The sequence below is a fragment of the Bacillus sp. G16 genome, assembly GCF_021282335.1.
GTDB classification, from domain to species: domain Bacteria; phylum Bacillota; class Bacilli; order Bacillales; family Bacillaceae; genus Bacillus; species Bacillus inaquosorum.
In genome coordinates, this window is sequence record NZ_JAJSOZ010000004.1 from 166,304 (window position 1) to 187,129 (window position 20,826).

Here is a 20,826-nt window from a genome sequence, read left to right on the forward strand (position 1 = left end):
GCCTGCGCGTCGGTGCTCACGAATTAGAACATTCGCTCCGCTCCAATGCTCGCCTTTCCTAGACTTCAAAGGTTTTCAATTACGCTGAAAAAAGATGACAAAATCCTAAAACTGAAATCATTTTAGGATTTTTCAACAATTTAAAACCGGCAGAGAGTTTCTCTACCGGTTTATCATTTTTTTGATCGCTCCCCAAGCTTCATCTTTCCCCTTTTTCGTTTCTGAGGAGAAGAGAATCAGTTCGTCTTCCGGATCAATATTTAATGTCTGTCGGACAACCTTCGCGTGTTTGTCCCATTTTCCTTTCGGGATCTTATCCGCCTTTGTAGCGATAACAATAACAGGAATGCCGTAATACTTTAAGAATTCATACATCTGTACATCATCATTAGACGGCGCATGCCGCAAATCAACGATCTGCACCACTGCTTTCAATTCCTCGCGTGTTGTGATGTAGGTTTCAATCATTCTGCCCCAAGCTTCACGCTCAGATTTTGACACTTTGGCAAAACCGTAGCCCGGTACATCCACAAAATGCAACTCATCATTGATAATGTAGAAATTGAGCGTTTGTGTTTTTCCCGGTTTAGATGATGTTCTCGCAAGATTTTTGCGATTGATTAATGAATTGATAAAAGATGATTTTCCCACGTTCGATCTTCCGGCCAGTGCAATTTCCGGAAGCCCGCCCTCAGGGTACTGTTCCGGCTTAACTGCACTGATCACGATTTCTGACTTTGTGACTTTCATTTCTTCTCTCCTACTAAGGCATGTTCCAAAACTTCGTCTAAGTGGGACGCCAATATAAATGTCAGCCCTTCTCTGACGCTTTCCGGAATATCCTCTATATCTTTTTCATTCTCTTTAGGCGCAATGATGGTCGTTAATCCCGCTCTATGCGCACCAAGCGCTTTTTCCTTCAATCCGCCGATCGGCAGCACACGTCCGCGTAGCGTGATTTCCCCAGTCATGCCGACTTCGCGTGAAACCGCCCGCCCAGTTAAAGCAGAAACAAGCGCTGTCGCCATCGTAATACCGGCTGACGGACCATCTTTAGGCACCGCACCCTCAGGTACATGTATATGAATATCATACTTCTCATGAAAGTCAGGTTCAATGCCAAGTTCTTCTGTTTTTGAACGCACATAGCTGAATGCAGCCTGAGCTGACTCTCTCATGACATCTCCGAGCTTTCCTGTCAGGATCAATTTTCCTTTCCCCGGAGAAAGCGATACTTCAATCGACAGCGTATCTCCGCCGACGGTTGTATAGGCAAGCCCTGTAACTACACCTATCTGGTCTTCTGTTTCAGCTTGTCCGTATCTGAAAATGCGTTTTCCGATAAAGTCCTGAAGATTCTTCTCAGTGACCGTAATCCGTTTTCGCTCTTCAGCAACAATGGCTTTTGCGGCCTTACGGCAAATCGCGGCAAGCTGGCGTTCAAGGCTTCTCACACCCGCTTCTCTCGTATAGTAGCGGATGATATCGAGAATCGCCTGGTCACGAAGCTGCAAGTTGCTTTTCTTAAGCCCGTGTTCCTTGATTTGCTTTGGAAGCAGGTGGTCTTTTACAATTTCGAGCTTTTCTACTTCTGTATAACCCGCAATATTAATAATTTCCATTCTGTCTCTAAGCGGGCCCGGGATCGTGGCCAAATTGTTCGCCGTTGCGATAAACAGCACTTTTGATAAATCAAAGGTTTCTTCAATATAGTGATCACTGAAGGTGCTGTTTTGCTCTGGATCAAGCACTTCAAGCATAGCAGATGACGGGTCGCCTCTGAAATCAGATGACATTTTGTCAATTTCGTCTAATAAGAAGACCGGATTCAGCTTGCCGGCTTTTTTCATGCCTTGAATAATGCGTCCAGGCATTGCTCCGACATAGGTCCGTCTGTGTCCGCGGATCTCTGATTCGTCACGCACGCCGCCGAGTGAGATTCTGACGAATTTCCGGTCCAAGCTTTTTGCAATTGATTTGGCTAAAGACGTTTTCCCGACACCAGGAGGTCCCGCCAAGCAGAGAATCGGACCTTTCAGGGATTTTGTCAGCTTCTGGACAGCCAAATATTCTAAGATACGTTCTTTCACTTTTTCAAGTCCGTGATGCTCTTCGTCCAAGAGGCGTCCTGCCTCTTTCAAATCAAGCTTATCATCTGTCTCATCCGTCCACGGAAGAGCAATCAGCCAGTCGATATAGTTGCGGATGACAGAGCTTTCTGCGGAACTTGACGGAATTTTTTCGTATCTGTTCAATTCCTTAAGCGCGGTTTCCTTCACATGGTCAGGCATGCCTGCTTCTTCGATTTTTTCCGTCAGTGTCTGAACTTCGCCTGTTTTGCCTTCTTTATCGCCAAGCTCTTTTTGGATCGCCTTCATCTGTTCACGCAAGTAGTATTCCTTCTGCGTACGCTCCATCGAACGTTTGACGCGCTGGCCGATCTTTTTCTCGATCTCAAGCACTTCTTTTTCATTGTTAATAAAATCAATAACCTTGTTCAGCCTGTCTTTGACGTCAGCCGTTTCTAAAATATCCTGCTTGTCCTTTAGTTTAAGAGGCAGGTGAGAAGCAACGATGTCTGCCATTCTCCCTGGCTCTTCGATATCAGTAACCGCGGCGTATGTTTCGGCCGAGATTTTTTTAGAAATTTTTATGTACTGATCAAAGTGATCTAACAAAGTCCGCATCAATGCTTCGTCTTCTGTATCTTTCGATTCATCTTCATGAATCAGCTGAATGTCGACCGACGTGTAATCCTCATGCTCATTGTATTTGACGATTTGGGCGCGCTTAAGGCCCTCAACTAACACACGAATCGTACCGTTCGGAAGCTTCAGCATTTGCTTAATTTTTGTATAGGTGCCGACAGTAAAAATCTCATCTTCACCCGGTTCGTCTATCGAAATATCCTGCTGAGTGGCTAAAAATATCATATGATCATGCATCATTGCCTGTTCAAGGGCCTGAACCGACTTGTCACGTCCTACATCTAAATGCAAAACCATCGTCGGGTACACTAATAAACCTCTTAAAGGGAGGAGCGGGATGCTGCGTTTTAATTCTTCTGCCATGTGACTGACACCTCCGTGACTTTAGTATGAACCATTATAATACAACTTTTTCATCCTTGTACAATAAACGGCATGGTTCCATTTTCTATAAAACAGTCTCCTCGTAGTATACCCTTTCTTTCTGATATGAAAAAGGAAAAGATGTCCTTCATGAAAAAAACCCTATTTTAAAAAATAGGGTTAAACGGATTCTTTATTGATTTCAATATTAAACGGTTTTTGTTCCGTTGGCGGATTCACTAAAATTTCATCAAGCACTTCCTGGAACGTCTTTACTGCAATAATCGTGATTCCATCAATCTGCTTTAAAATCGACTGCTGATTTTCATATGGAATAATCACCTTTTTCGCACCGGACTGCTTGGCCGCTTTTATTTTCGGAATCACGCCTCCAATGGGTTTCACAAGACCGTTCAAGCTGATTTCACCCGTCATGGCAATGGTATTGTCAATTGGAATTTTGTGAATCGCCGAGAAAATTCCTGCAGCCATCGCGATGCCCGCCGACGGACCGTCAATTGGAATCCCTCCTGGGAAATTGATGTGAATATCATAATCAGACGGCTTCATTCCCATTGTCCGGAGCACGGTTAACACATTTTCAACCGAACCCTTCGCCATGCTTTTTCGCCGGATTGATTTTGATTGGCTCCCGATGCTTTCTTCTTCAGCTATTCCCGTGATATTAATTGATCCTTTATCCTGAGCCGGAGTTACACTCACTTCGATTTCCAGCAGCGACCCGCTGTTAGGTCCATATACGGCAAGCCCATTTACAATGCCGACCTGCGGTTCAGCGCCGATTTTCTGTTCGTGCTTTGGAGTAAGCTGGCTGGAATGAATGACCCATTCAATATCCTCAATCGTAATGTCTTTCCGATTCTCCGTTACCGCCATTCCCGCTGCGATTTGAATCATATTAACAGCTTCCCGCCCATTCCGCGTATAGCTGGTCAGCAGATCCAGACTTTCATCGGAAATGTTTTTTTCAATTTTATCCGCTGCTGTTTTGGCAACGGTTTTCAGCTCATCCTTTTCAAGCTCACGGAAAAACACCTCTAAACAGCGGGATCGGATAGCTGGCGGAATTTCGTTCGGCATTCTTGTCGTCGCGCCAATCAGACGAAAATCAGCCGGCAGCCCATTTTGAAAAATATCGTGAATATGATTCGGGATTTGTGTGTTTTCCTCACTGTAATACGCACTGTCTAAAAAGACTTTTCTGTCCTCAAGCACCTTCAGCATTTTATTCATTTGAATAGGATGCAGCTCCCCTATTTCATCAATAAACAGCACACCGCCATGGGCATGGGTAACAGCTCCCTGTTTCGGCTGCGGAATCCCCGCCTGTCCCATTGCTCCGGCCCCTTGGTATATGGGGTCATGGACAGAGCCGATGAGCGGATCGGCAATTCCTCTTTCATCAAAACGAGCTGTTGTCGCATCGAGTTCCACAAAAACAGCCTGTTCTTTAAACGGTGATTGTTTATGTTTTTTCGCTTCTTCTAACACAAGCCGTGCAGCAGCTGTTTTCCCGACGCCCGGAGGTCCATAGACAATGACATGCTGTGGATTCGGCCCGCATAAAGCCGCCTTTAATGCTTTAATACCGTCTTCCTGTCCGACGATATCTTGAAAGCTTTTGGGGCGGACCTTTTCAGATAATGGCTCGGACAAGCTGATAGCGCGCATTTTCCGAAGCTGCTCCATTTCCTTCTTTGATTCCTTATCTATCGTGACCTTTTGTGTCCTTTGATTTTTAAGCAAATTCCAAAAATACAAACCAATGATGATCCCAAAAAACAGCTGAATAAATAACGCGATCCCTGTCCAACTCATGATGGTCCCTCCTGAAAAACAATTTATGTATCCAATTCATTCCTCTGATTGCTAGTATCTCCCATAGAAGACGGGAATAAACGTTTTTCCGGAAGAGTTTGCAGGACAAAAAAACCTCCTGAATGTCACCACTCAGGAGGTTCGTGCTTATCTTTATGCAGATGTTTTATCTTGGCTTACCTCAGTGCCGTCTTTTAATAAGAGGCGAGGAGGCTCTCCGTGTGTTACAGTTGCCCCGGTAATCACACATTTTTCAATGTCATCACGGGAAGGCAGCTCAAACATCACATCAAGCATAATACCTTCAATGATAGAACGGAGTCCGCGTGCTCCAGTCTTGCGTTCAATTGCTTTTTTAGCAATTTCAGAAAGCGCTTCTTCTTCAAACTCAAGCTCAACATTGTCAAGCTCAAGCATTTTCTTGAATTGCTTAACAAGAGCGTTTTTCGGTTTTGTTAAGATCGCAACCAACGCTTCCTCGTCGAGCTTTTCAAGGCTTGCAATAACCGGAAGACGTCCGATAAATTCAGGAATTAACCCGAAGCGAAGCAAGTCTTCAGGAAGCACTTTTGAAAGAAGATCTTCTTTCTCCAGATCAGCAGCTTTATTGTCCCCACCGAATCCAATCACTTTTTGGCCTAAACGGCGTTTGATGATTTGTTCGATGCCATCAAAAGCACCGCCGCAAATGAACAAAATATTTGTTGTGTCAATTTGAATGAATTCTTGATGAGGATGCTTACGTCCTCCTTGAGGCGGCACGCTTGCCACTGTACCCTCAAGAATTTTAAGCAACGCCTGCTGAACACCTTCACCTGACACGTCACGTGTAATAGACGGGTTTTCTGATTTTCTTGCCACTTTATCGATTTCATCAATATAGATAATACCTTTTTCGGCTTTTTCTACATCATAGTCAGCAGCTTGGATGAGCTTCAAGAGAATATTCTCTACATCTTCACCCACGTATCCAGCTTCAGTCAAAGACGTAGCGTCCGCAATCGCAAACGGCACATTTAAAATACGAGCCAATGTTTGCGCCAGAAGGGTTTTACCGCTTCCTGTAGGACCGATTAATGAAATATTACTTTTCGAAAGCTCAACATCATCAACTTTGCTGTTGGAGTTAATGCGCTTATAGTGGTTATACACAGCAACAGCGAGTGATTTCTTCGCTTGATCCTGGCCGATGACATATTCATTCAGAATTTCGCGGATTTCCTGAGGCTTCGGTACGTCTTTAAATTCTACTTCTTCTTCAGTTCCGAGTTCTTCTTCCACAATTTCAGTGCAGAGTTCGATACATTCGTCACATATATATACACCAGGTCCGGCTACAAGCTTACGAACCTGATCTTGTGTTTTTCCACAGAACGAGCATTTTAATTGTCCTTTTTCCTCGTTAAATTTAAACATTCTTTCACCCCTTAATCTTGTCTCACTTTTTCTTTTACCGGCAGAGCAAAAGAAAATGATTCTTGAAACGAACGAGTATGTATTGCATTTTACCATACTTTCCAAAAAGACGGTAACAATGTGTTTCTGACTTGCACATTCTATATGTATGACAAAAAACAGCCTTGCATTAACTATCTTGCCCCAAGAAAAAGAGATATATCATAATTGTACAAAACAAGGCACGAATCATTCGCGCCCTGTTTTATTATTACTATTATTATGCACCATATTAACGGTTTTCTACAAGAAAATCAATTGCTTTGCGAACTTTTAAATCTTCCTTCATCGCGTCAGTAGAACCGATGGCTTGTTTAATATTTTCAACAGGCATGTTGTATGCTTCAGCCATTTTAGAAAGCTCAGCATCAACTTCCTCATCTGATACTTCAAGGTTTTCCGCTTTCGCAATCGCCTCAAGAGTCAGATTAGATTTTACGCGTTTTTCAGCATCTTCTTTCATTTGCTCTTTTAACGCAGCTTCATCTTGGCCTGAGAATTGAGTGTAAAGCTCAAGGTTCATGCCTTGCATTTGCAGACGCTGTTCGAATTCTTTCAGCATGCGGTCAAGCTCAGTGTCGACCATTGCTTGCGGCACATCGATTTCAGCATTTTCAGAAGCTTTCAGAACAAGCTCTTCACGCAATTTAGCGTCAGCTTCGTTTTCTTTTGCTTCTTCTAAACGTTTCTTTGTTTTTTCAGTTAATTCAGCAAGTGTTTCCACTTCTTCATCGATATCTTTTGCGAATTCATCGTCAAGCTCAGGAAGCTCTTTCGCTTTGATTTCGTGAATTTTCACTTTGAACACAGCTGGTTTGCCTGCAAGCTCTTCAGCGTGATACTCTTCAGGGAATGTCACTTCAACATCCTTCTCAGCACCTGCTTCAAGGCCGACTAACTGATCTTCGAAGCCAGGGATGAATGAACCAGAACCAACTTCTAGAGAGTAGTTTTCAGCTTTTCCGCCTTCGAACGCTTCGCCGTCAACGAATCCTTCGAAATCAAGAACAACTGTGTTTCCTTCTTCAACAGCGCCTTCTTCTTTTACAACAAGCTCAGCTTGACGCTCTTGAAGCGCTTTTAGTTCATTTTGAACATCTTCGTCAGTTACAGCTGTGTCGTCTTTTTCAATGCCTAAGCCTTTGTAGTCGCCAAGCTTCACTTCAGGTTTTACTGTTACTTTCGCAGTGAAGATTAAGCTTTCGCCTTTTTCGATTTTTTCAACATCGATTTCAGGACGGTCTACCGGCTCGATTCCAGCTTCTTCAACCGCTTTAGGGTATTCTACAGGAAGAAGAATATCCAAAGCATCTTGGTAAAGAGCTTCTACGCCAAAGCGCTGTTCGAATAATCCGCGAGGAATTTTACCTTTACGGAATCCAGGAATTGAAACTTGTTTTACTACTTTTTTAAATGCATCATCAAGTGCTGTTTTAAACGTTTCAGCATCAACTTCAACCGTTAAAACGCCTTCGTTGCCTTCTTGTTTTTCCCATTTTACAGACATGTGTTTCCCTCCAAAAATCTATTCAGGTTGTGTCGGTCTTCCATTCTAAAGCAATCATTCGGCTTCGTCCAACAAAAACAAAGCTGCCAAAGATCAGAATCATTATGTATAGATGTTAATAATGAACTGCAAAGCCTGTCCAACCGTATTTCTTATAACCCGTTATACACAAATACAACCATTATATTATAACATAACACATAGCGCTTTCAACTATATGGCGCGATTTACAAATAAGAAATTTCTTCAATATCTTTTATCATTGTGCACGCTTCATCGAGTTCTCTGTCGGTAAACTCATACATCATATGAAGTTCTTCTCTTTCAATTTCAATCCCGTGCATCTCGTAACCGACTTTATGCAGGGCAGCCGCCCAAAGATCGGCCGACAGCAATTTCGGCTGGAACGGATATAAAACGTACAGATGTCTTCTCCACAGTTCTTCTACTGCCGCGTATAAGGTTGGATTTTCATTTCCAAGCGTCTCATCCAGCACCCGGAGCACACGGTGTAAAATCGGAGCGGCATCAGGCGGGACAATCTCAGACGGTTCAATTGTCAAAGACTCGCCAAATTTAGTAATGTGTACGGGTTTGCTGTACTCATGTTCGGCCAATAACATGACAATCATCGTTTTGATAATCGGGTGAGCTGAGGGGTCTTGAAGGATTGTTTTCAGCAGTCCTGTATACTTCGCTACATTGCGGTCTTTTAAGGAATGAATTAAATTCATTTGCTCCTCAGGGCTTGCCAGCACTTTCTCAGTGTCAATTGTATCCTCATATTCCTCGGCCCAAGCCTCGTCCTCACGCTCCGGATCAGTCATTTTACGGCTGAAATCAAGCAGCTTATAAAATTGCTCTGCACTTTCCGCAGGCAGCTGGTTTTCTTCTAAAACGGCTTCAATGGTTCTTTTGACTTCTTCGTATTTTTTGAGCTGAATTAAGATGGTCATGTACACCTGCAAAACCGTAAAATAATGGCCATAGCCTTCTTTGAGCATCTTCTCGCACACTCTTTTTGCCTCTTCCAATTCGCCCAGCTCTAAAAAGCAGATGGCCATCCCTAAGTGAAGATCGGATTCAGTATCATCATATTTCATCGCTTCCGAAAACAGCTCAAGCGCTTCTTGATACTTTTTTTCCTTCAGTGATGCCATCCCTTTTTCCACAAGACGGTCTTTCAGATGAGGAAAAGGAATAATTTTTGCGTTCTTCTTGTCATGCGTCATACCTATATTCCTTTCAGGCATTTATTTTGTTCAAGTGTATCAACACCTGTGAACAAACACAAGAAATGAAAGGTTTCATCAGGCAAAAAAAGCCGCCGGACAAATGCCGGCAGCTTTTTCAGGCTTTAAGCCAAGAACTTCTTTGTGATTCAAATTCCTTGATTTCGTCTTCAAGCAAAAGCGTTAATGAAATTTCATCATAGCCGTTGATGAGCATCTCTTTCCAATGCGGATCTACTTCGAATGAAATTTGATTGCCTTCACTATCATGAATAAGCTGATTTTCAAGGTCAACAGTCATCTGCAATGACTGGTTTTCATACTGACCGACAAGCTTTTTCCAATTGTCATATGGCATGCGAATCGGCAGCATACCGTTTTTAAAACAGTTCTGGTGGAAAATATCAGCAAATGACGGCGCAATAATGATTTTAAATCCATAATCATCAAGTGCCCACGGAGCGTGTTCTCGAGATGATCCGCAGCCGAAGTTTTCTCCTGCTATTAAAATGGAAGCGCCTTGATAAGCCGGCTGGTTTAATTCAAATTCAGGGTTCGGTTCACCGTTCGCATCATATCTCCAGTCAAAGAATGCAAAACGGCCGTAGCCTGTTCTTTCAATCCTCTTCAAAAATTGCTTAGGAATAATTTGGTCTGTGTCAACATTGATTCGATTTAATACGGCCGCTTTCCCCGTATGTGTTTTCAAAGGTTCCATCTCGCGCACTCCTTACACAACTGATTTTTCCCGATAAAACTTTCTGACATCAACGAAGTGTCCGTGAATGGCGGCCATCGCAGCCATTGCCGGGCTGACGAGATGTGTTCTTGCACCTTTTCCTTGTCTGCCCTCAAAGTTGCGGTTAGAGGTTGACGCACAGCGCTCTCCCTCAGGAACAACGTCATTATTCATGCTTAAACACATGCTGCAGCCTGACTCTCTCCATTCAAATCCAGCTTCCAAGAAAATTTGGTCAATCCCTTCTTTCTCAGCTTGTAGCTTCACGCTTTGAGATCCGGGAACAACAATGGCTCTTACGCTGTCAGCTACCTTCTTCCCTTTGATCATATCAGCAGCCTGGCGAAGGTCAGTCATGCGAGAATTTGTGCAGGAACCGATAAATACGTGCTCCACTTTGATATCTTCTATTTTCTGATGAGGAGTCAGCCCCATATATTCATAAGCGCGAATCGCTTCTTTTTTGTCATCTTCCGCGGAAAAGCTTTCCGGGGCAGGAACCTCAGAATCGACAGGAAGAACCATTCCCGGGTTGATGCCCCATGTCACCATAGGAGAAATTTCGTTGCCGTCAAGGACGATAGATTTATCGTAAACAGCACCCGGATCTGTGCGCAGCGCCTTCCATTCCTCTACGGCCTTGTCAAATTCTTCGCCTTTTGGCGTGTACTTGCGGTTTTTGCAATATTCAAATGTCACCTCGTCAGGTGCAATCAAACCTGCTCTTGCCCCTGCTTCAATTGACATGTTACAAACGGTCATCCGCTCATCCATCGTCATATTTCTGAATACTTCCCCAGTGTATTCAATGACATAGCCAGTGCCGAATTTCACACCGTATTTGCCGATGACAGCAAGAATGACATCCTTTGCCGTTACCCCTTTTTGAAGCGTTCCGTCTACGCGCACTTCAAGTGTTTTCGGACGCTGCTGCCACAGTGTCTGTGTGGAAAGAACATGTTCAACTTCACTCGTCCCGATTCCAAATGCAAGGGCGCCGAATGCGCCATGGGTTGATGTATGGCTGTCGCCGCATACAATCGTTTTCCCCGGAAGTGTTAAGCCCAGTTCAGGACCGACGACATGGACAATCCCTTGATCCACACTGTGAAGATCGGCAAGGCGCACGCCAAATTCTTCACAGTTTCGTTCAAGCGCCGTCACCTGACGTTTCGCAACTTCATCCTTTATCTCAAAACGATTGACGGTCGGGATGTTGTGGTCCATTGTCGCAAATGTGTTTTGCGGTCTTCTGACCTTCCTTCCCTTTTGTCTCAACCCTTCAAATGCCTGAGGAGACGTCACCTCATGAATAAGATGCAAATCAATATAGAGAAGATCCGGTTTTCCCTCACCATGTTTTACAATATGCTGATCCCAAATCTTTTCGATGATTGTTCGAGGCATCATCTTTTATTTCCTCCCTCTACCTATGAACTAAGACCGCTTAACAAAGCTGTCACACATTAGAAATTGTATTTTCACTCATTATTGCTGCCTTAACTTCCTCTGTAATGGCCTGAGTGCTGCTGAACTCTTCGCCTCGTGCCAAGTCTCTTGTTCTTTTTCCGGAAGCCAAGACTTTGTTAACCGCATCCTCTACAGCTTTCGCTTCCTCTTCAAGCCCGAAAGATGTTCTCAAAAGCATTGCCGCTGACAATATCGCCGCGAATGGATTAGCCATCCCTTTGCCGGCTATGTCAGGCGCGGAGCCATGAACAGGCTCAAACAGATGAAGGCCTGAGCTTGATAGGCTGGCTGACGGGAGCATTCCGAGTGAGCCTGTAAGCATGGACGCTTCATCGCTTAAAATATCACCGAACATATTTTCAGTCACCACGACATCAAATTGATTCGGTGCATAAATCAGCTGCATGGCCGCGTTATCCACAAGCATGTGCTCCAGCTTCACATCAGGAAAATCTTTTGCAACGTCTTCAGCCACTTCACGCCAAAGCCTGCTTGATTCAAGTACGTTCGCTTTATCAACAGAGGTCACTTTGCCTTTTCTGGCTGCCGCCATTTTAAAGCCCTCTCTGATCACACGTTCAATTTCCGTCCGCTTATAAAACAGCGTGTCTACAGCTTCCTGCTCACCTTCAGTGTTTACATAGCGTTTGCTCGGCTGGCCGAAATACAAGCCGCCTGTCAGCTCACGGACGATAACAAAATCAACGTTATCTATATATTCTTTTTTCAAAGGCGAAGCGTCAGAAAGGCTTTCAAACACCTTCACAGGCCGCAAATTCGCAAACAAATCAAGCTGTTTTCTGATACTGAGCAGCCCTTTTTCAGGTCTCAGCTCCGAAGGATTTTGATCCCATTTCGGTCCGCCGACAGCGCCAAGCAATATAGCGTCCGCTTTTTTACAAGCCGTAACTGTTTCCTCCGGAAGGGGATTGTTATGTTCATCAATCGCCGCCCCTCCAATCAGGCCATATTCAAATTCAAATTCATGGTTAAAGCGTTCGGCAACACTTTTCAGTACGTCTGTCGCTGATTCTAATACTTCAGGGCCGATCCCGTCTCCGGGCAATAGAGCAATACGTTTCTTCAAGTTAACCGTACTCCTTTCTTTTATGATCCGACAGCTGTATGGTTTTTAAGTCCGCTCATATTCGACTGGAAAACCAGTTGACGGTTGACTGCATTCAAATAGGCTTTCGCTGAAGCTTCTAATACGTCTTGCGCTATGCCCCGCCCTGCTGATTCTTTTCCGTTCACCAAAACTCTTACATAAACCTGGGCAAATGCGTCTTCTCCTTTTCTGTTGGACTGAATGCGGTAGTCCAAGAGCTCCACGTCTTTATCGATGCAGCGCTCAAGCGTGTTGTAGATCGCTTCCACGCTTCCGGCTCCAGTTGCCGCTTCCTGAATAAGCTCTGCGTTTTCTTGATTTTTCAAAGAGAGTGTAGCCGTAGGAACCTGACTTGTTCCGTAATGCACTTGCAGGGAAAGAAATTCATACCCAATCTTGCGATCTGTTACTTTTTCTTCTAAAATAAGAGAAACAAGATCCTCATCAGTGATTTCTTTTTTCTTCTCAGTCAACTCTTTGAACATCGTAAAGAATTTATTAATCTCTTCACTATCAAATTGGAATCCTAAAGCAGTCAGCCGGTCTTTAAATGCGTGACGTCCGGAATGTTTCCCTAGGACAAGCGCATCTGCTGTTACGCCGACAAGCTCCGGTGAAATAATTTCATAAGTCGATTTTTCTTTTAAGAAGCCGTCCTGATGGATGCCTGATTCATGAGCAAATGCATTATCGCCCACAACCGCTTTATTGCGCGGAACAGCCATGCCTGTCAGCTTGCTTACTAAATCGCTTGTTCGCTTAATCTCGTTCAATGTAATGCCTGTTTCAACTTGATAGAAATCTTTTCTGATATAAAGGGCAACGGCAATTTCCTCTAATGCCGCGTTTCCGGCTCTTTCACCGATTCCGTTCACAGCGCATTCAATTTGATCAGCGCCATTTTCAATCGCAGCAAGAGAGTTTGCGACTGCCATTCCCAAATCATCATGACAGTGGGCCGAAAGCTTTGCTTGATGAATGTTCGGAACGTTTTCCTTCATATATTTAAAGATATTTCCGTATTCCGCTGGGGCCAGGTAGCCGACCGTGTCCGGAAGATTAATAACACTTGCGCCTGCGCCAATGACTTTCTCAACGATTTCCGCTAAAAACGGCAGTTCAGTGCGGCAGGCATCTTCAGCTGACCATTGCACAACAGGAAAACGTTCTTTTGCGTATTTCACCATTTCAACCGCTCTTTCAATCACTTGCTCACGAGTCATTTTCAGCTTGTGTTTCAAATGAATGTCCGATGTAGCGATAAATACGTGAATTCTAGGGTAAGCACCGTCCTTTAACGCTTCCCAAGCAGCATCAATATCACCTTTTACACAACGGGCAAGACCAGTCACTGAACAATTTTTAATGGTTCTTGCAATTTCCTGAACAGCTAAAAAGTCACCTCGGGACGAAGCGGGAAACCCCGCTTCAATGATATCTGCCCCGAGTCTTTCGAGCTGCTTTGCTATGGCAAGTTTCTCCTGAGTATTTAAGTTCACGCCAGGGGACTGTTCACCATCACGAAGCGTCGTATCGAAAAAATTAATTTTGCGCAACGGAGACCACCGCTTCCTTCTTCTTGCCTTGTTTCACAAACGGCATCATTTCACGAAGCTTTCTTCCCACCACTTCGATTTGATGTTCGTTCTCGCTCGCATTGATGGCGTTGAAACGAGGACGGTTTACTTGGTTTTCGACGATCCACTCTTTTGCGAATGTACCGTTTTGGATATCTTTTAATACTTCTTTCATAGATTCTTTTACTTTAGCGTCAACAACGCGAGGTCCTGATACAAAATCTCCCCACTGCGCTGTGTCAGAGATTGAATATCTCATTCCCGCCAGTCCTTCTTCGTACATAAGGTCTACGATTAATTTCAGCTCGTGAAGACACTCGAAGTATGCAAGTTCAGGCTGATAACCTGCTTCAGTTAATGTTTCAAATCCGGCTTTTACAAGCGCGCTTAATCCGCCGCAAAGAACTGCTTGCTCACCGAACAAATCTGTTTCTGTTTCTTCTTTAAATGTCGTTTCCAAAACGCCTGCTCTTGCGCCGCCGATTCCTTTTGCATATGCAAGGGCTTTGTCTCTTGCTTCTCCAGTCACATCTTGATAAATCGCGAACAATGCCGGTACGCCAGCTCCTTGCTCATATGTTCTTCTTACCAAGTGTCCCGGACCTTTAGGCGCTACCAAGAATACATCTACATCCGCCGGAGGAACAATTTGATGGAAATGAACGTTAAATCCGTGAGCGAACACCAATGATTTTCCAGCTGTCAATTCATCTTTGATTTCAGCTTCGTATACTTTTTGCTGCTGTTCATCCGGAAGCAGAACCATGATGATTTCGGCTTGAGCTGCCGCTTCTTTTACTGAAAATACTTTATGTCCGTCTTCTTGGGCCTGAGTGAAAGATTTTCCTTGTCTAACACCGACGATAACGTCAACGCCGCTTTCTTTTAGGTTCAGGGCATGTGCGTGGCCTTGCGAACCGTATCCGATAACCGCTACTGTTTTTCCAGCCAATACGTTTTCTTTGATATCACCGTTATAATATACTTTTACCATTTCAATCTCTCCCTTGTTATGTTTTATACAATAGATATTGTTTTATTGGATGACGCCTTTTGCTGGGTTCCCCTCGCAAAAGCCGTTGTACCTGTTCTCGCGATTTCTTTAATGCCATAAGGTTTTAACAGTTCAATAAGCGCTTCGATTTTGTTAGATTCGCCTGTCACCTGAACAACGATGCTGTCTCTGCTGACATCAACGACAGAGGCTCTGAACGGCTCTATGATTCCATTAATCTCTGTTCTCGTTGACGGTGCGGAAACGACCTTAATTAAGGCCAGTTCCCTCTGGACAATCGATTGATTAGTGATGTCTGTGACTTTCAGCACATCAATCTGTTTGTTGAGCTGTTTTGTCAGCTGTTCAACATCATTTTCTCCTTCAACGTGAACAACAAAGGTGATTCTGGAAACGCCGGTTGTTTCTGTGTGTCCAACTGTAATGCTCTCAATGTTGTAATGTCTTTTTGTAAATAGACCGGTGATCCGGTTTAACACGCCGGAACGGTTCACCACAGTCAATGTGATAATTCTTTTCAAGGTTTCACCCCCACCATTTCATGCAGCCCTTTTCCCGGAGCCACCATCGGGAATACTTTTTCTTCGCTGGCAACCCGCACGTCAATGACAACCGGTTCTTTTGATGTTAATGCCTCTTCCAGCTTTTCTTTCGCTTCCGCTTCTGTTGAAATTCTGATGCCTTTAATGCTGTATGCTTCTGACAATTTGACGAAGTCAGGCTGAGAAGCAAATTTAGACTCTGAATAGCGTTCTTCATAGAAAATTTCTTGCCACTGTCTGACCATTCCAAGACAAGCGTTATTTAAAATCACGACTTTGACGGGAAGATTCAATTCGCGAATGACATCTAGTTCTTGGAGCGTCATTTGAAAACCGCCGTCTCCGAGAACCGCGACTACAGTAGCATCTCTATCTGCCAGCTGTGCGCCAATCGCTGCCGGAAGGCCGAATCCCATCGTTCCAAGTCCGCCTGATGTGACCCATTTATCTGCTTTTTGGAACGGATAAAATTGCGCTGACCACATTTGATGCTGGCCGACATCCGTTGCGACAATGGCCTCGCCATTTGTAAATTGATGAATATATTCAATCAATTTCTGAGGCTTAAAACCCTCTTCTTCATTATCTACATACCAGAGCGGGTACTCTTCTTTCCATTCGGCAAGCTGTTTTTTCCATTCGCTTGAATCACTTTGTTTGCCGTCTTGTTTGATCAGCTCCTGCAGGACAATTTTGCTGTCTCCGACTACAGGAATTTGTGTTTTCATAATTTTTCCGATTTCAGCCGGATCAATATCGATGTGGGCAATCTTTGCGTTTCTTGCAAAGTGCTTCAGGTTTCCTGTGACGCGGTCATCAAAACGGGCGCCGATACTGATTAAAAGATCACAATCATGAAGGGCCATATTGGCTGTATAAGTACCGTGCATTCCGGCCATTCCAAGGAAAAGCGGATGGTCAGCCGGGAAGCCTCCGAGCCCCAAAAGGGTGTGTGCCACAGGGATTTGCTGCTGTTCTGCATAATTTTTTAATTCTTCTGACGCTTTTCCGTGCAGTACGCCCGCACCCGCCAGGATCACCGGTTTCTTTGCGCTGCTTACGGCTTCTACAAGCTTCCGGATCTGCAAATAATTCGGTTCTGTTGTCGGCTGGTATCCCGGGAGATTCATCTCATGATCGTAGCTGAATTCTCCTTCAATTGTTGCTACATCTTTCGGAATATCAATCAGTACAGGTCCGGGTCTTCCGGTTGTTGCAATATGGAACGCTTCTTTAATAATGCGCGGCAGATCTTCCGGCTGGCGAACCTGGTAGCTGTGTTTTGTCACCGGCATGGTAATTCCTAAAATGTCCGCTTCCTGAAATGCATCGCTGCCGATAACGGAGGTCGCTACCTGCCCTGTAAAGACGACTAATGGCAATGAATCAATCATGGCATCCGCAAGGCCTGTAACGAGGTTTGTCGCCCCCGGACCTGATGTGGCAATGACGACACCAGGTTTTCCAGATACTCTTGCGTATCCTTCCGCTGCATGAATCGCACCTTGTTCGTGACGGGGAAGGATATGTACCATCCCTGAATTGTAGAGTTTATCGTAGATCGGAAGCACTGCCCCGCCCGGATAACCGAATATCATTTCTACTTTCTCTTTTTTTAATGATTCAATCAGCATTAATGCTCCGCTCATCGTCTGTGTACATTTGGCAGATGCTGAATCCACCTGTACATTAGTCCCCATTTTTAGTTCCTCCTTTTGGATTTTCATCCTCTAAAGATCATCTTTAAATTAGCTTGATAGCTGATTATTCAATAAAAAAAGCCTTTCCGCCCACAATCAGCCGCGCAGTGAATGCGATAGCTAAAAGGGGCGAAAAGGCTCTTCTTTCCGCGGTACCACCCTTGTTTACGGCCTTTAATCGGCCGTCTCATGGATATTTCTATCCGCTTTAATAACGAGTGAATCAAGTTCACCCGGCCAAGTCCTACTACGATTTCAGACTGGCACTCTGAGGCGAGTTCACCTTGTAAAGCTTCACCGGTTCTCAGCTAACCCGGTTCTCTGTGGAAAACTTCAGCAAGGCTACTTATCCTCATCTGCGCTTTTCATATTCAGTCTCCGGAACGGCTTTTCAGCAGTTCAAGAGGGTCAATTGTTTTTTGATTTTTCAGAATCATATTGCGATCATTTTTGCTTGTGAAGCTTGCGTTTATCTTTTGTTGAACTCATATTACGCCGCTTTGGACGCAGTGTCAACAGCATTTTTTAAAATTATTAGACAATTTTGATTAATCAATCTATATTGTATACGCTTTCATTATTGGTATGTAAGGAATTGCAAATGTTAAAAGTTTTTATAATTTTTTTATTAATCTATCAAGGATACACCAGAATTTTTCAATCTGATATAAACATGTCATAAAATATGACGTGCTATTATTTCGATGAGACATATGTATGAAAGATCTTCTTGCAAACATTTTCAATTCGGATAGGCTCTTTTATCAATTCCCGGCATAGACTGGTGATATCTTGCATAGAAAAGGTGATACGATGAATAAATCATTAGCAGACATCCAAGGATTCCCCGGAGGTTTTCCAAGCTTTCCGCAGCCATATTATCCGACGGCTCCTGCCTTTTATCAGCAAAGCTATCAGCCGTTTGGAGGCTATGGATACGGACAGCCGTACAGCCAAGCATACAGCCCGCTAAGCACTCCATCTGCTATGTACTCCTCATTTCCATATGCTTCAGGATTTTACGGACAGCAATTTGCAGGTGGCGGCTATAGCGGTCACGGCGGCGGTTTCAGTATCCCGGCAACGCACGCTGGGGGATTCAGCGGAGCAGCCGGTGTACACGGAGGCTTTAGATATTAAAGAAAACCACAAGGGGCCGAACATCTATTTCGGCTCTTTTTTTGCTTTGAAACGTCTTATCATTCTAAACAATAATCCCATACTGTCAGATTTTCTGTCTTTCTATTTGGAAACAGAACGGAATATGATTAAGATGAAATGAAAATACGTTCTGCAAATCAACAATTTTCTGAGGAGGAACTAGAATTGTATATAAAAATAGATGATTTAACTGGACATCAAGTGATCTCACTTGTGAAGGAGCATTTACATAGCATGACACTCATGTCCCCGCCCGAAAGCATCCACGCCTTAGGCTTAGAAAGACTGAGAAAGCCTGAAATAACATTTTGGAGCGCATGGGAGGGTGATGAACTAGCCGGCTGCGGAGCGCTTAAAGAACTGGACAGCCGGCATGGAGAAATCAAATCAATGCGGACGTCTGCATCCCATTTAAGAAAAGGCGTTGCCAAACAAGTTCTTCAGCACATCCTAGAGGAGGCTGGGAAGCGAGGCTATGAGCGGTTAAGCTTAGAAACGGGTTCAATGGCATCATTTGAGCCGGCAAGAAAATTGTATGAAAGCTTCGGTTTTCAGTACTGTGAACCGTTTGCAGACTATGTTGAAGATCCGAACAGTGTGTTTATGACGAAGGAATTGTGAGGCATTTTTTGTGAGGGTAGATAAGTGCAGAGGGTGATCTGTCTTATCTATCCTTTTTTGTCTTTCACACCTAATCCGCCTTGTTTTAAAACACACCCGGTGTTTTCAATTTTGTTTATTTTAAAGAGCAGCGGGAATTACAAACGACATGAACGATAAAATGTAAAATTGATAAAGGAGGAGATTGATATGAAAAGTATAGTTGGTGTATACGAAACTCCGCAGGAAACAATCGCAGCAATTGAAGGCTTATTAACAAAAGGGTATGATTCTGACGACATTTCTGTTGTGACAAGCCGTCGAGATACAGATTATCTTGAATCACGCACAGGAACAGAAGTCAATCAGGCCATCGATGCACATGAGGGCGATTCTGAATCTTTTTTCGATAAACTGAAAGATTATTTCACCATGGATGATACTGCTGCACATAGCAAGGCATTATCCGATTTGGATATCACAACTGACGAAATCGACAAGTATCAAGAGGATCTGGATGACGGAAAACTCCTTGTGGCCGTTGATACAGATGCAGATGTAAATACTCCTATTGATATTTCAGGCGGCTTTTCAAGCACAAATGAAATGGCGGATTATACAACGAAAGAAGAAAAAACCATGCCGCTGCGCGAAGAACAGCTAAAAGTCGGTAAGGAAGACGTTCAAACTGGAGAAGTAGAGATAGGAAAAGAAGTGAAAACAGAACAAAGAGATATGGACATCCCAGTGAGACACGATGAAATTTATGTTGAACGCCGCCCAGTGGATGAAAACACAGCGGAGGCTTCTCCTGTCAATGATTCAGAAACGGTCAGAGTTCCAATCGTTGAGGAAAAGCTGGAAGTGACTAAAAAACCGGTTGTCACTGATGAAGTAGTTGTTGGAAAACGTACTGTTGAAGAAAATGAACATATTTCTGAAACTGTGAAGAAAGAAGAACCTCGCCTGAATAAAGAAGGAAAAGTTGACGGCTTGGATGATGATCCGTTAAATAACAAATAAAAATTATAAACCGACAACAAAAAACCTCAAATCCTTAAGGATTTGAGGTTTTTCTTTTGGTACGTCCCAGGAGAGATTCGAACTCCCGACCGACGGCTTAGAAGGCCGTTGCTCTATCCAGCTGAGCTACTGGGACATGTTTTGTTTTTTCGTTTTTCGCTTTAACTATCAGCGACAAGATTTATTATATATGGGATACAACAATAAGTCAACGGTTTTTTAGAATTTTTTTCATGAGGAAGAAAATTTTCTTCCTCATGACATTTTCATAGTGTGACTCGGTTTTGCAGATCCTCAATTTCATGGCCTGCTTGGTCGTAAAAACGCACGGTTGCGGCATCATTTTCTAATGTCAGTATAGCATAGCTTTCTGTCCTGCGCACCCTCGGAAGGCGGATGCTGCCAGGGTTAATCATCAGTTTTCCGCGCAGCACTTCGCTTCCCGCGATGTGCGAATGCCCGAAACAGATAATATCCGCTCCGAGCTCCTCTGCACGATAGTATACGTTTAACAAGGTTTGTTTTATACCATGAAGGTGGCCGTGCGTGACCAGTATTTTTTTTGAACCGGCAGTCAGAAGAAGCTCGTCCTTAAAATTGCCGGTGAAATCGCAATTGCCTTTTACAACCTCATAAGAATCCAATGCGGGATGCCCGGTTTCAAGCTCAGAGTCTCCGCAGTGAATCATGAGATCAACTTCTGCTTCATGTCGTTTCGCGATGGTTTGGAGTTCTTCTTCAAGGCCATGGCTGTCACTGATAATCAGTACGTTCATGTACAAAGCTT

General features: G+C 43.9%; 17 protein-coding genes, 1 tRNA gene and 1 other annotated feature. Of the genes, 3 read left to right on the top strand and 15 right to left on the bottom strand.

The window, feature by feature from the left end; translation table 11 throughout:
* Window positions 1-162: 162 nt before the first annotated feature.
* The 13 genes from yihA to ilvB all read right to left on the bottom strand — a co-directional run bounded on the left by yihA (window position 163) and on the right by ilvB (window position 17,255).
* Window positions 163-750: a ribosome biogenesis GTP-binding protein YihA/YsxC gene (yihA, locus tag LWH95_RS06435; protein WP_003229621.1), complete on the bottom strand. Its 588-nt coding sequence runs from the start codon at window positions 748-750 to the stop codon at window positions 163-165.
* On the bottom strand, window positions 747-3,071 hold the full coding sequence (lon, locus tag LWH95_RS06440) for an endopeptidase La (RefSeq protein WP_003237606.1): 2,325 nt from the start codon (window positions 3,069-3,071) through the stop codon (window positions 747-749). The genes yihA and lon overlap by 4 nt, the downstream gene beginning before the upstream one ends.
* 180 nt (window positions 3,072-3,251) lie before the next feature.
* The gene (gene lonB, locus LWH95_RS06445; protein WP_003237608.1) at window positions 3,252-4,910 is read right to left on the bottom strand and encodes an ATP-dependent protease LonB; all 1,659 of its coding nucleotides are present in this window, start codon (window positions 4,908-4,910) and stop codon (window positions 3,252-3,254) included.
* 153 nt (window positions 4,911-5,063) lie between these two features.
* Window positions 5,064-6,326 carry an ATP-dependent protease ATP-binding subunit ClpX gene (clpX, locus tag LWH95_RS06450; protein WP_003222561.1) on the bottom strand — a complete coding sequence of 421 codons (1,263 nt, stop codon included), beginning with the start codon at window positions 6,324-6,326 and terminating at the stop codon, window positions 5,064-5,066.
* Between the two features lie 271 nt (window positions 6,327-6,597).
* Window positions 6,598-7,872, bottom strand: coding sequence for a trigger factor (gene tig / locus LWH95_RS06455; protein WP_019259085.1), 1,275 nt, complete (start codon window positions 7,870-7,872; stop codon window positions 6,598-6,600).
* A gap of 227 nt (window positions 7,873-8,099) precedes the next feature.
* Window positions 8,100-9,104: a DNA damage checkpoint antagonist DdcA gene (gene ddcA / locus LWH95_RS06460; RefSeq protein WP_232919177.1), complete on the bottom strand. Its 1,005-nt coding sequence runs from the start codon at window positions 9,102-9,104 to the stop codon at window positions 8,100-8,102.
* Between the two features lie 118 nt (window positions 9,105-9,222).
* Window positions 9,223-9,822: a 3-isopropylmalate dehydratase small subunit gene (leuD, locus tag LWH95_RS06465; RefSeq protein WP_019259087.1), complete on the bottom strand. Its 600-nt coding sequence runs from the start codon at window positions 9,820-9,822 to the stop codon at window positions 9,223-9,225.
* 12 nt (window positions 9,823-9,834) lie between these two features.
* A complete protein-coding gene (gene leuC / locus LWH95_RS06470) occupies window positions 9,835-11,253 on the bottom strand; it encodes a 3-isopropylmalate dehydratase large subunit (protein WP_232919178.1) in 1,419 nt (472 codons plus the stop codon).
* 49 nt (window positions 11,254-11,302) lie between these two features.
* The gene (leuB, locus tag LWH95_RS06475; protein ID WP_003237618.1) at window positions 11,303-12,400 is read right to left on the bottom strand and encodes a 3-isopropylmalate dehydrogenase; all 1,098 of its coding nucleotides are present in this window, start codon (window positions 12,398-12,400) and stop codon (window positions 11,303-11,305) included.
* A gap of 20 nt (window positions 12,401-12,420) precedes the next feature.
* On the bottom strand, window positions 12,421-13,977 hold the full coding sequence (locus LWH95_RS06480) for a 2-isopropylmalate synthase (protein WP_232919179.1): 1,557 nt from the start codon (window positions 13,975-13,977) through the stop codon (window positions 12,421-12,423).
* On the bottom strand, window positions 13,964-14,992 hold the full coding sequence (gene ilvC, locus LWH95_RS06485; protein WP_003222549.1) for a ketol-acid reductoisomerase: 1,029 nt from the start codon (window positions 14,990-14,992) through the stop codon (window positions 13,964-13,966). The genes LWH95_RS06480 and ilvC overlap by 14 nt, the downstream gene beginning before the upstream one ends.
* A gap of 23 nt (window positions 14,993-15,015) precedes the next feature.
* The gene (gene ilvN / locus LWH95_RS06490; protein WP_003237622.1) at window positions 15,016-15,534 is read right to left on the bottom strand and encodes an acetolactate synthase small subunit; all 519 of its coding nucleotides are present in this window, start codon (window positions 15,532-15,534) and stop codon (window positions 15,016-15,018) included.
* Window positions 15,531-17,255, bottom strand: a complete 1,725-nt coding sequence (ilvB, locus tag LWH95_RS06495) for an acetolactate synthase large subunit (protein WP_060399219.1) — start codon at window positions 17,253-17,255, stop codon at window positions 15,531-15,533. Before ilvB ends, ilvN begins: the two co-directional genes overlap by 4 nt.
* A 122-nt stretch (window positions 17,256-17,377) precedes the next feature.
* Window positions 17,378-17,623: a binding site (T-box leader), on the bottom strand.
* A gap of 445 nt (window positions 17,624-18,068) precedes the next feature.
* Between ilvB and cotQ the strand changes: the two genes are divergently transcribed.
* The 3 genes from cotQ (at window position 18,069) to LWH95_RS06510 (ending at window position 20,039) form a co-directional block, all read left to right on the top strand.
* Window positions 18,069-18,395, top strand: coding sequence for an inner spore coat protein CotQ (gene cotQ, locus LWH95_RS06500; protein ID WP_060399220.1), 327 nt, complete (start codon window positions 18,069-18,071; stop codon window positions 18,393-18,395).
* 186 nt (window positions 18,396-18,581) lie between these two features.
* A complete protein-coding gene (locus LWH95_RS06505) occupies window positions 18,582-19,037 on the top strand; it encodes a GNAT family N-acetyltransferase (protein ID WP_148982113.1) in 456 nt (151 codons plus the stop codon).
* Between the two features lie 189 nt (window positions 19,038-19,226).
* Window positions 19,227-20,039, top strand: a complete 813-nt coding sequence (locus LWH95_RS06510) for a YsnF/AvaK domain-containing protein (protein ID WP_148982114.1) — start codon at window positions 19,227-19,229, stop codon at window positions 20,037-20,039.
* Between the two features lie 62 nt (window positions 20,040-20,101).
* On the opposite strand, the gene LWH95_RS06515 is transcribed toward LWH95_RS06510, so the two are convergent.
* Window positions 20,102-20,175, bottom strand: a tRNA-Arg gene (locus tag LWH95_RS06515).
* 130 nt (window positions 20,176-20,305) lie between these two features.
* Window positions 20,306-20,815, bottom strand: a complete 510-nt coding sequence (locus LWH95_RS06520; RefSeq protein WP_003237634.1) for a metallophosphoesterase — start codon at window positions 20,813-20,815, stop codon at window positions 20,306-20,308.
* Window positions 20,816-20,826 lie beyond the last annotated feature (11 nt).

What these genes read in the sequence shown, in the direction of transcription:
- ddcA (WP_232919177.1), bottom strand. Translation starts at nt 9,104, where the DNA reads ATGACGCATGACAAGAAGAACGCAAAAATTATTCCTTTTCCTCATCTG.
- clpX (WP_003222561.1), bottom strand. Translation starts at nt 6,326, where the DNA reads ATGTTTAAATTTAACGAGGAAAAAGGACAATTAAAATGCTCGTTCTGT.
- ilvC (WP_003222549.1), bottom strand. Translation starts at nt 14,992, where the DNA reads ATGGTAAAAGTATATTATAACGGTGATATCAAAGAAAACGTATTGGCT.
- lon (WP_003237606.1), bottom strand. Translation starts at nt 3,071, where the DNA reads ATGGCAGAAGAATTAAAACGCAGCATCCCGCTCCTCCCTTTAAGAGGT.
- ilvB (WP_060399219.1), bottom strand. Translation starts at nt 17,255, where the DNA reads ATGGGGACTAATGTACAGGTGGATTCAGCATCTGCCAAATGTACACAG.
- LWH95_RS06510 (WP_148982114.1), top strand. Translation starts at nt 19,227, where the DNA reads ATGAAAAGTATAGTTGGTGTATACGAAACTCCGCAGGAAACAATCGCA.
- yihA (WP_003229621.1), bottom strand. Translation starts at nt 750, where the DNA reads ATGAAAGTCACAAAGTCAGAAATCGTGATCAGTGCAGTTAAGCCGGAA.
- tig (WP_019259085.1), bottom strand. Translation starts at nt 7,872, where the DNA reads ATGTCTGTAAAATGGGAAAAACAAGAAGGCAACGAAGGCGTTTTAACG.
- leuC (WP_232919178.1), bottom strand. Translation starts at nt 11,253, where the DNA reads ATGATGCCTCGAACAATCATCGAAAAGATTTGGGATCAGCATATTGTA.
- LWH95_RS06520 (WP_003237634.1), bottom strand. Translation starts at nt 20,815, where the DNA reads ATGAACGTACTGATTATCAGTGACAGCCATGGCCTTGAAGAAGAACTC.
- cotQ (WP_060399220.1), top strand. Translation starts at nt 18,069, where the DNA reads ATGAATAAATCATTAGCAGACATCCAAGGATTCCCCGGAGGTTTTCCA.
- leuD (WP_019259087.1), bottom strand. Translation starts at nt 9,822, where the DNA reads ATGGAACCTTTGAAAACACATACGGGGAAAGCGGCCGTATTAAATCGA.
- lonB (WP_003237608.1), bottom strand. Translation starts at nt 4,910, where the DNA reads ATGAGTTGGACAGGGATCGCGTTATTTATTCAGCTGTTTTTTGGGATC.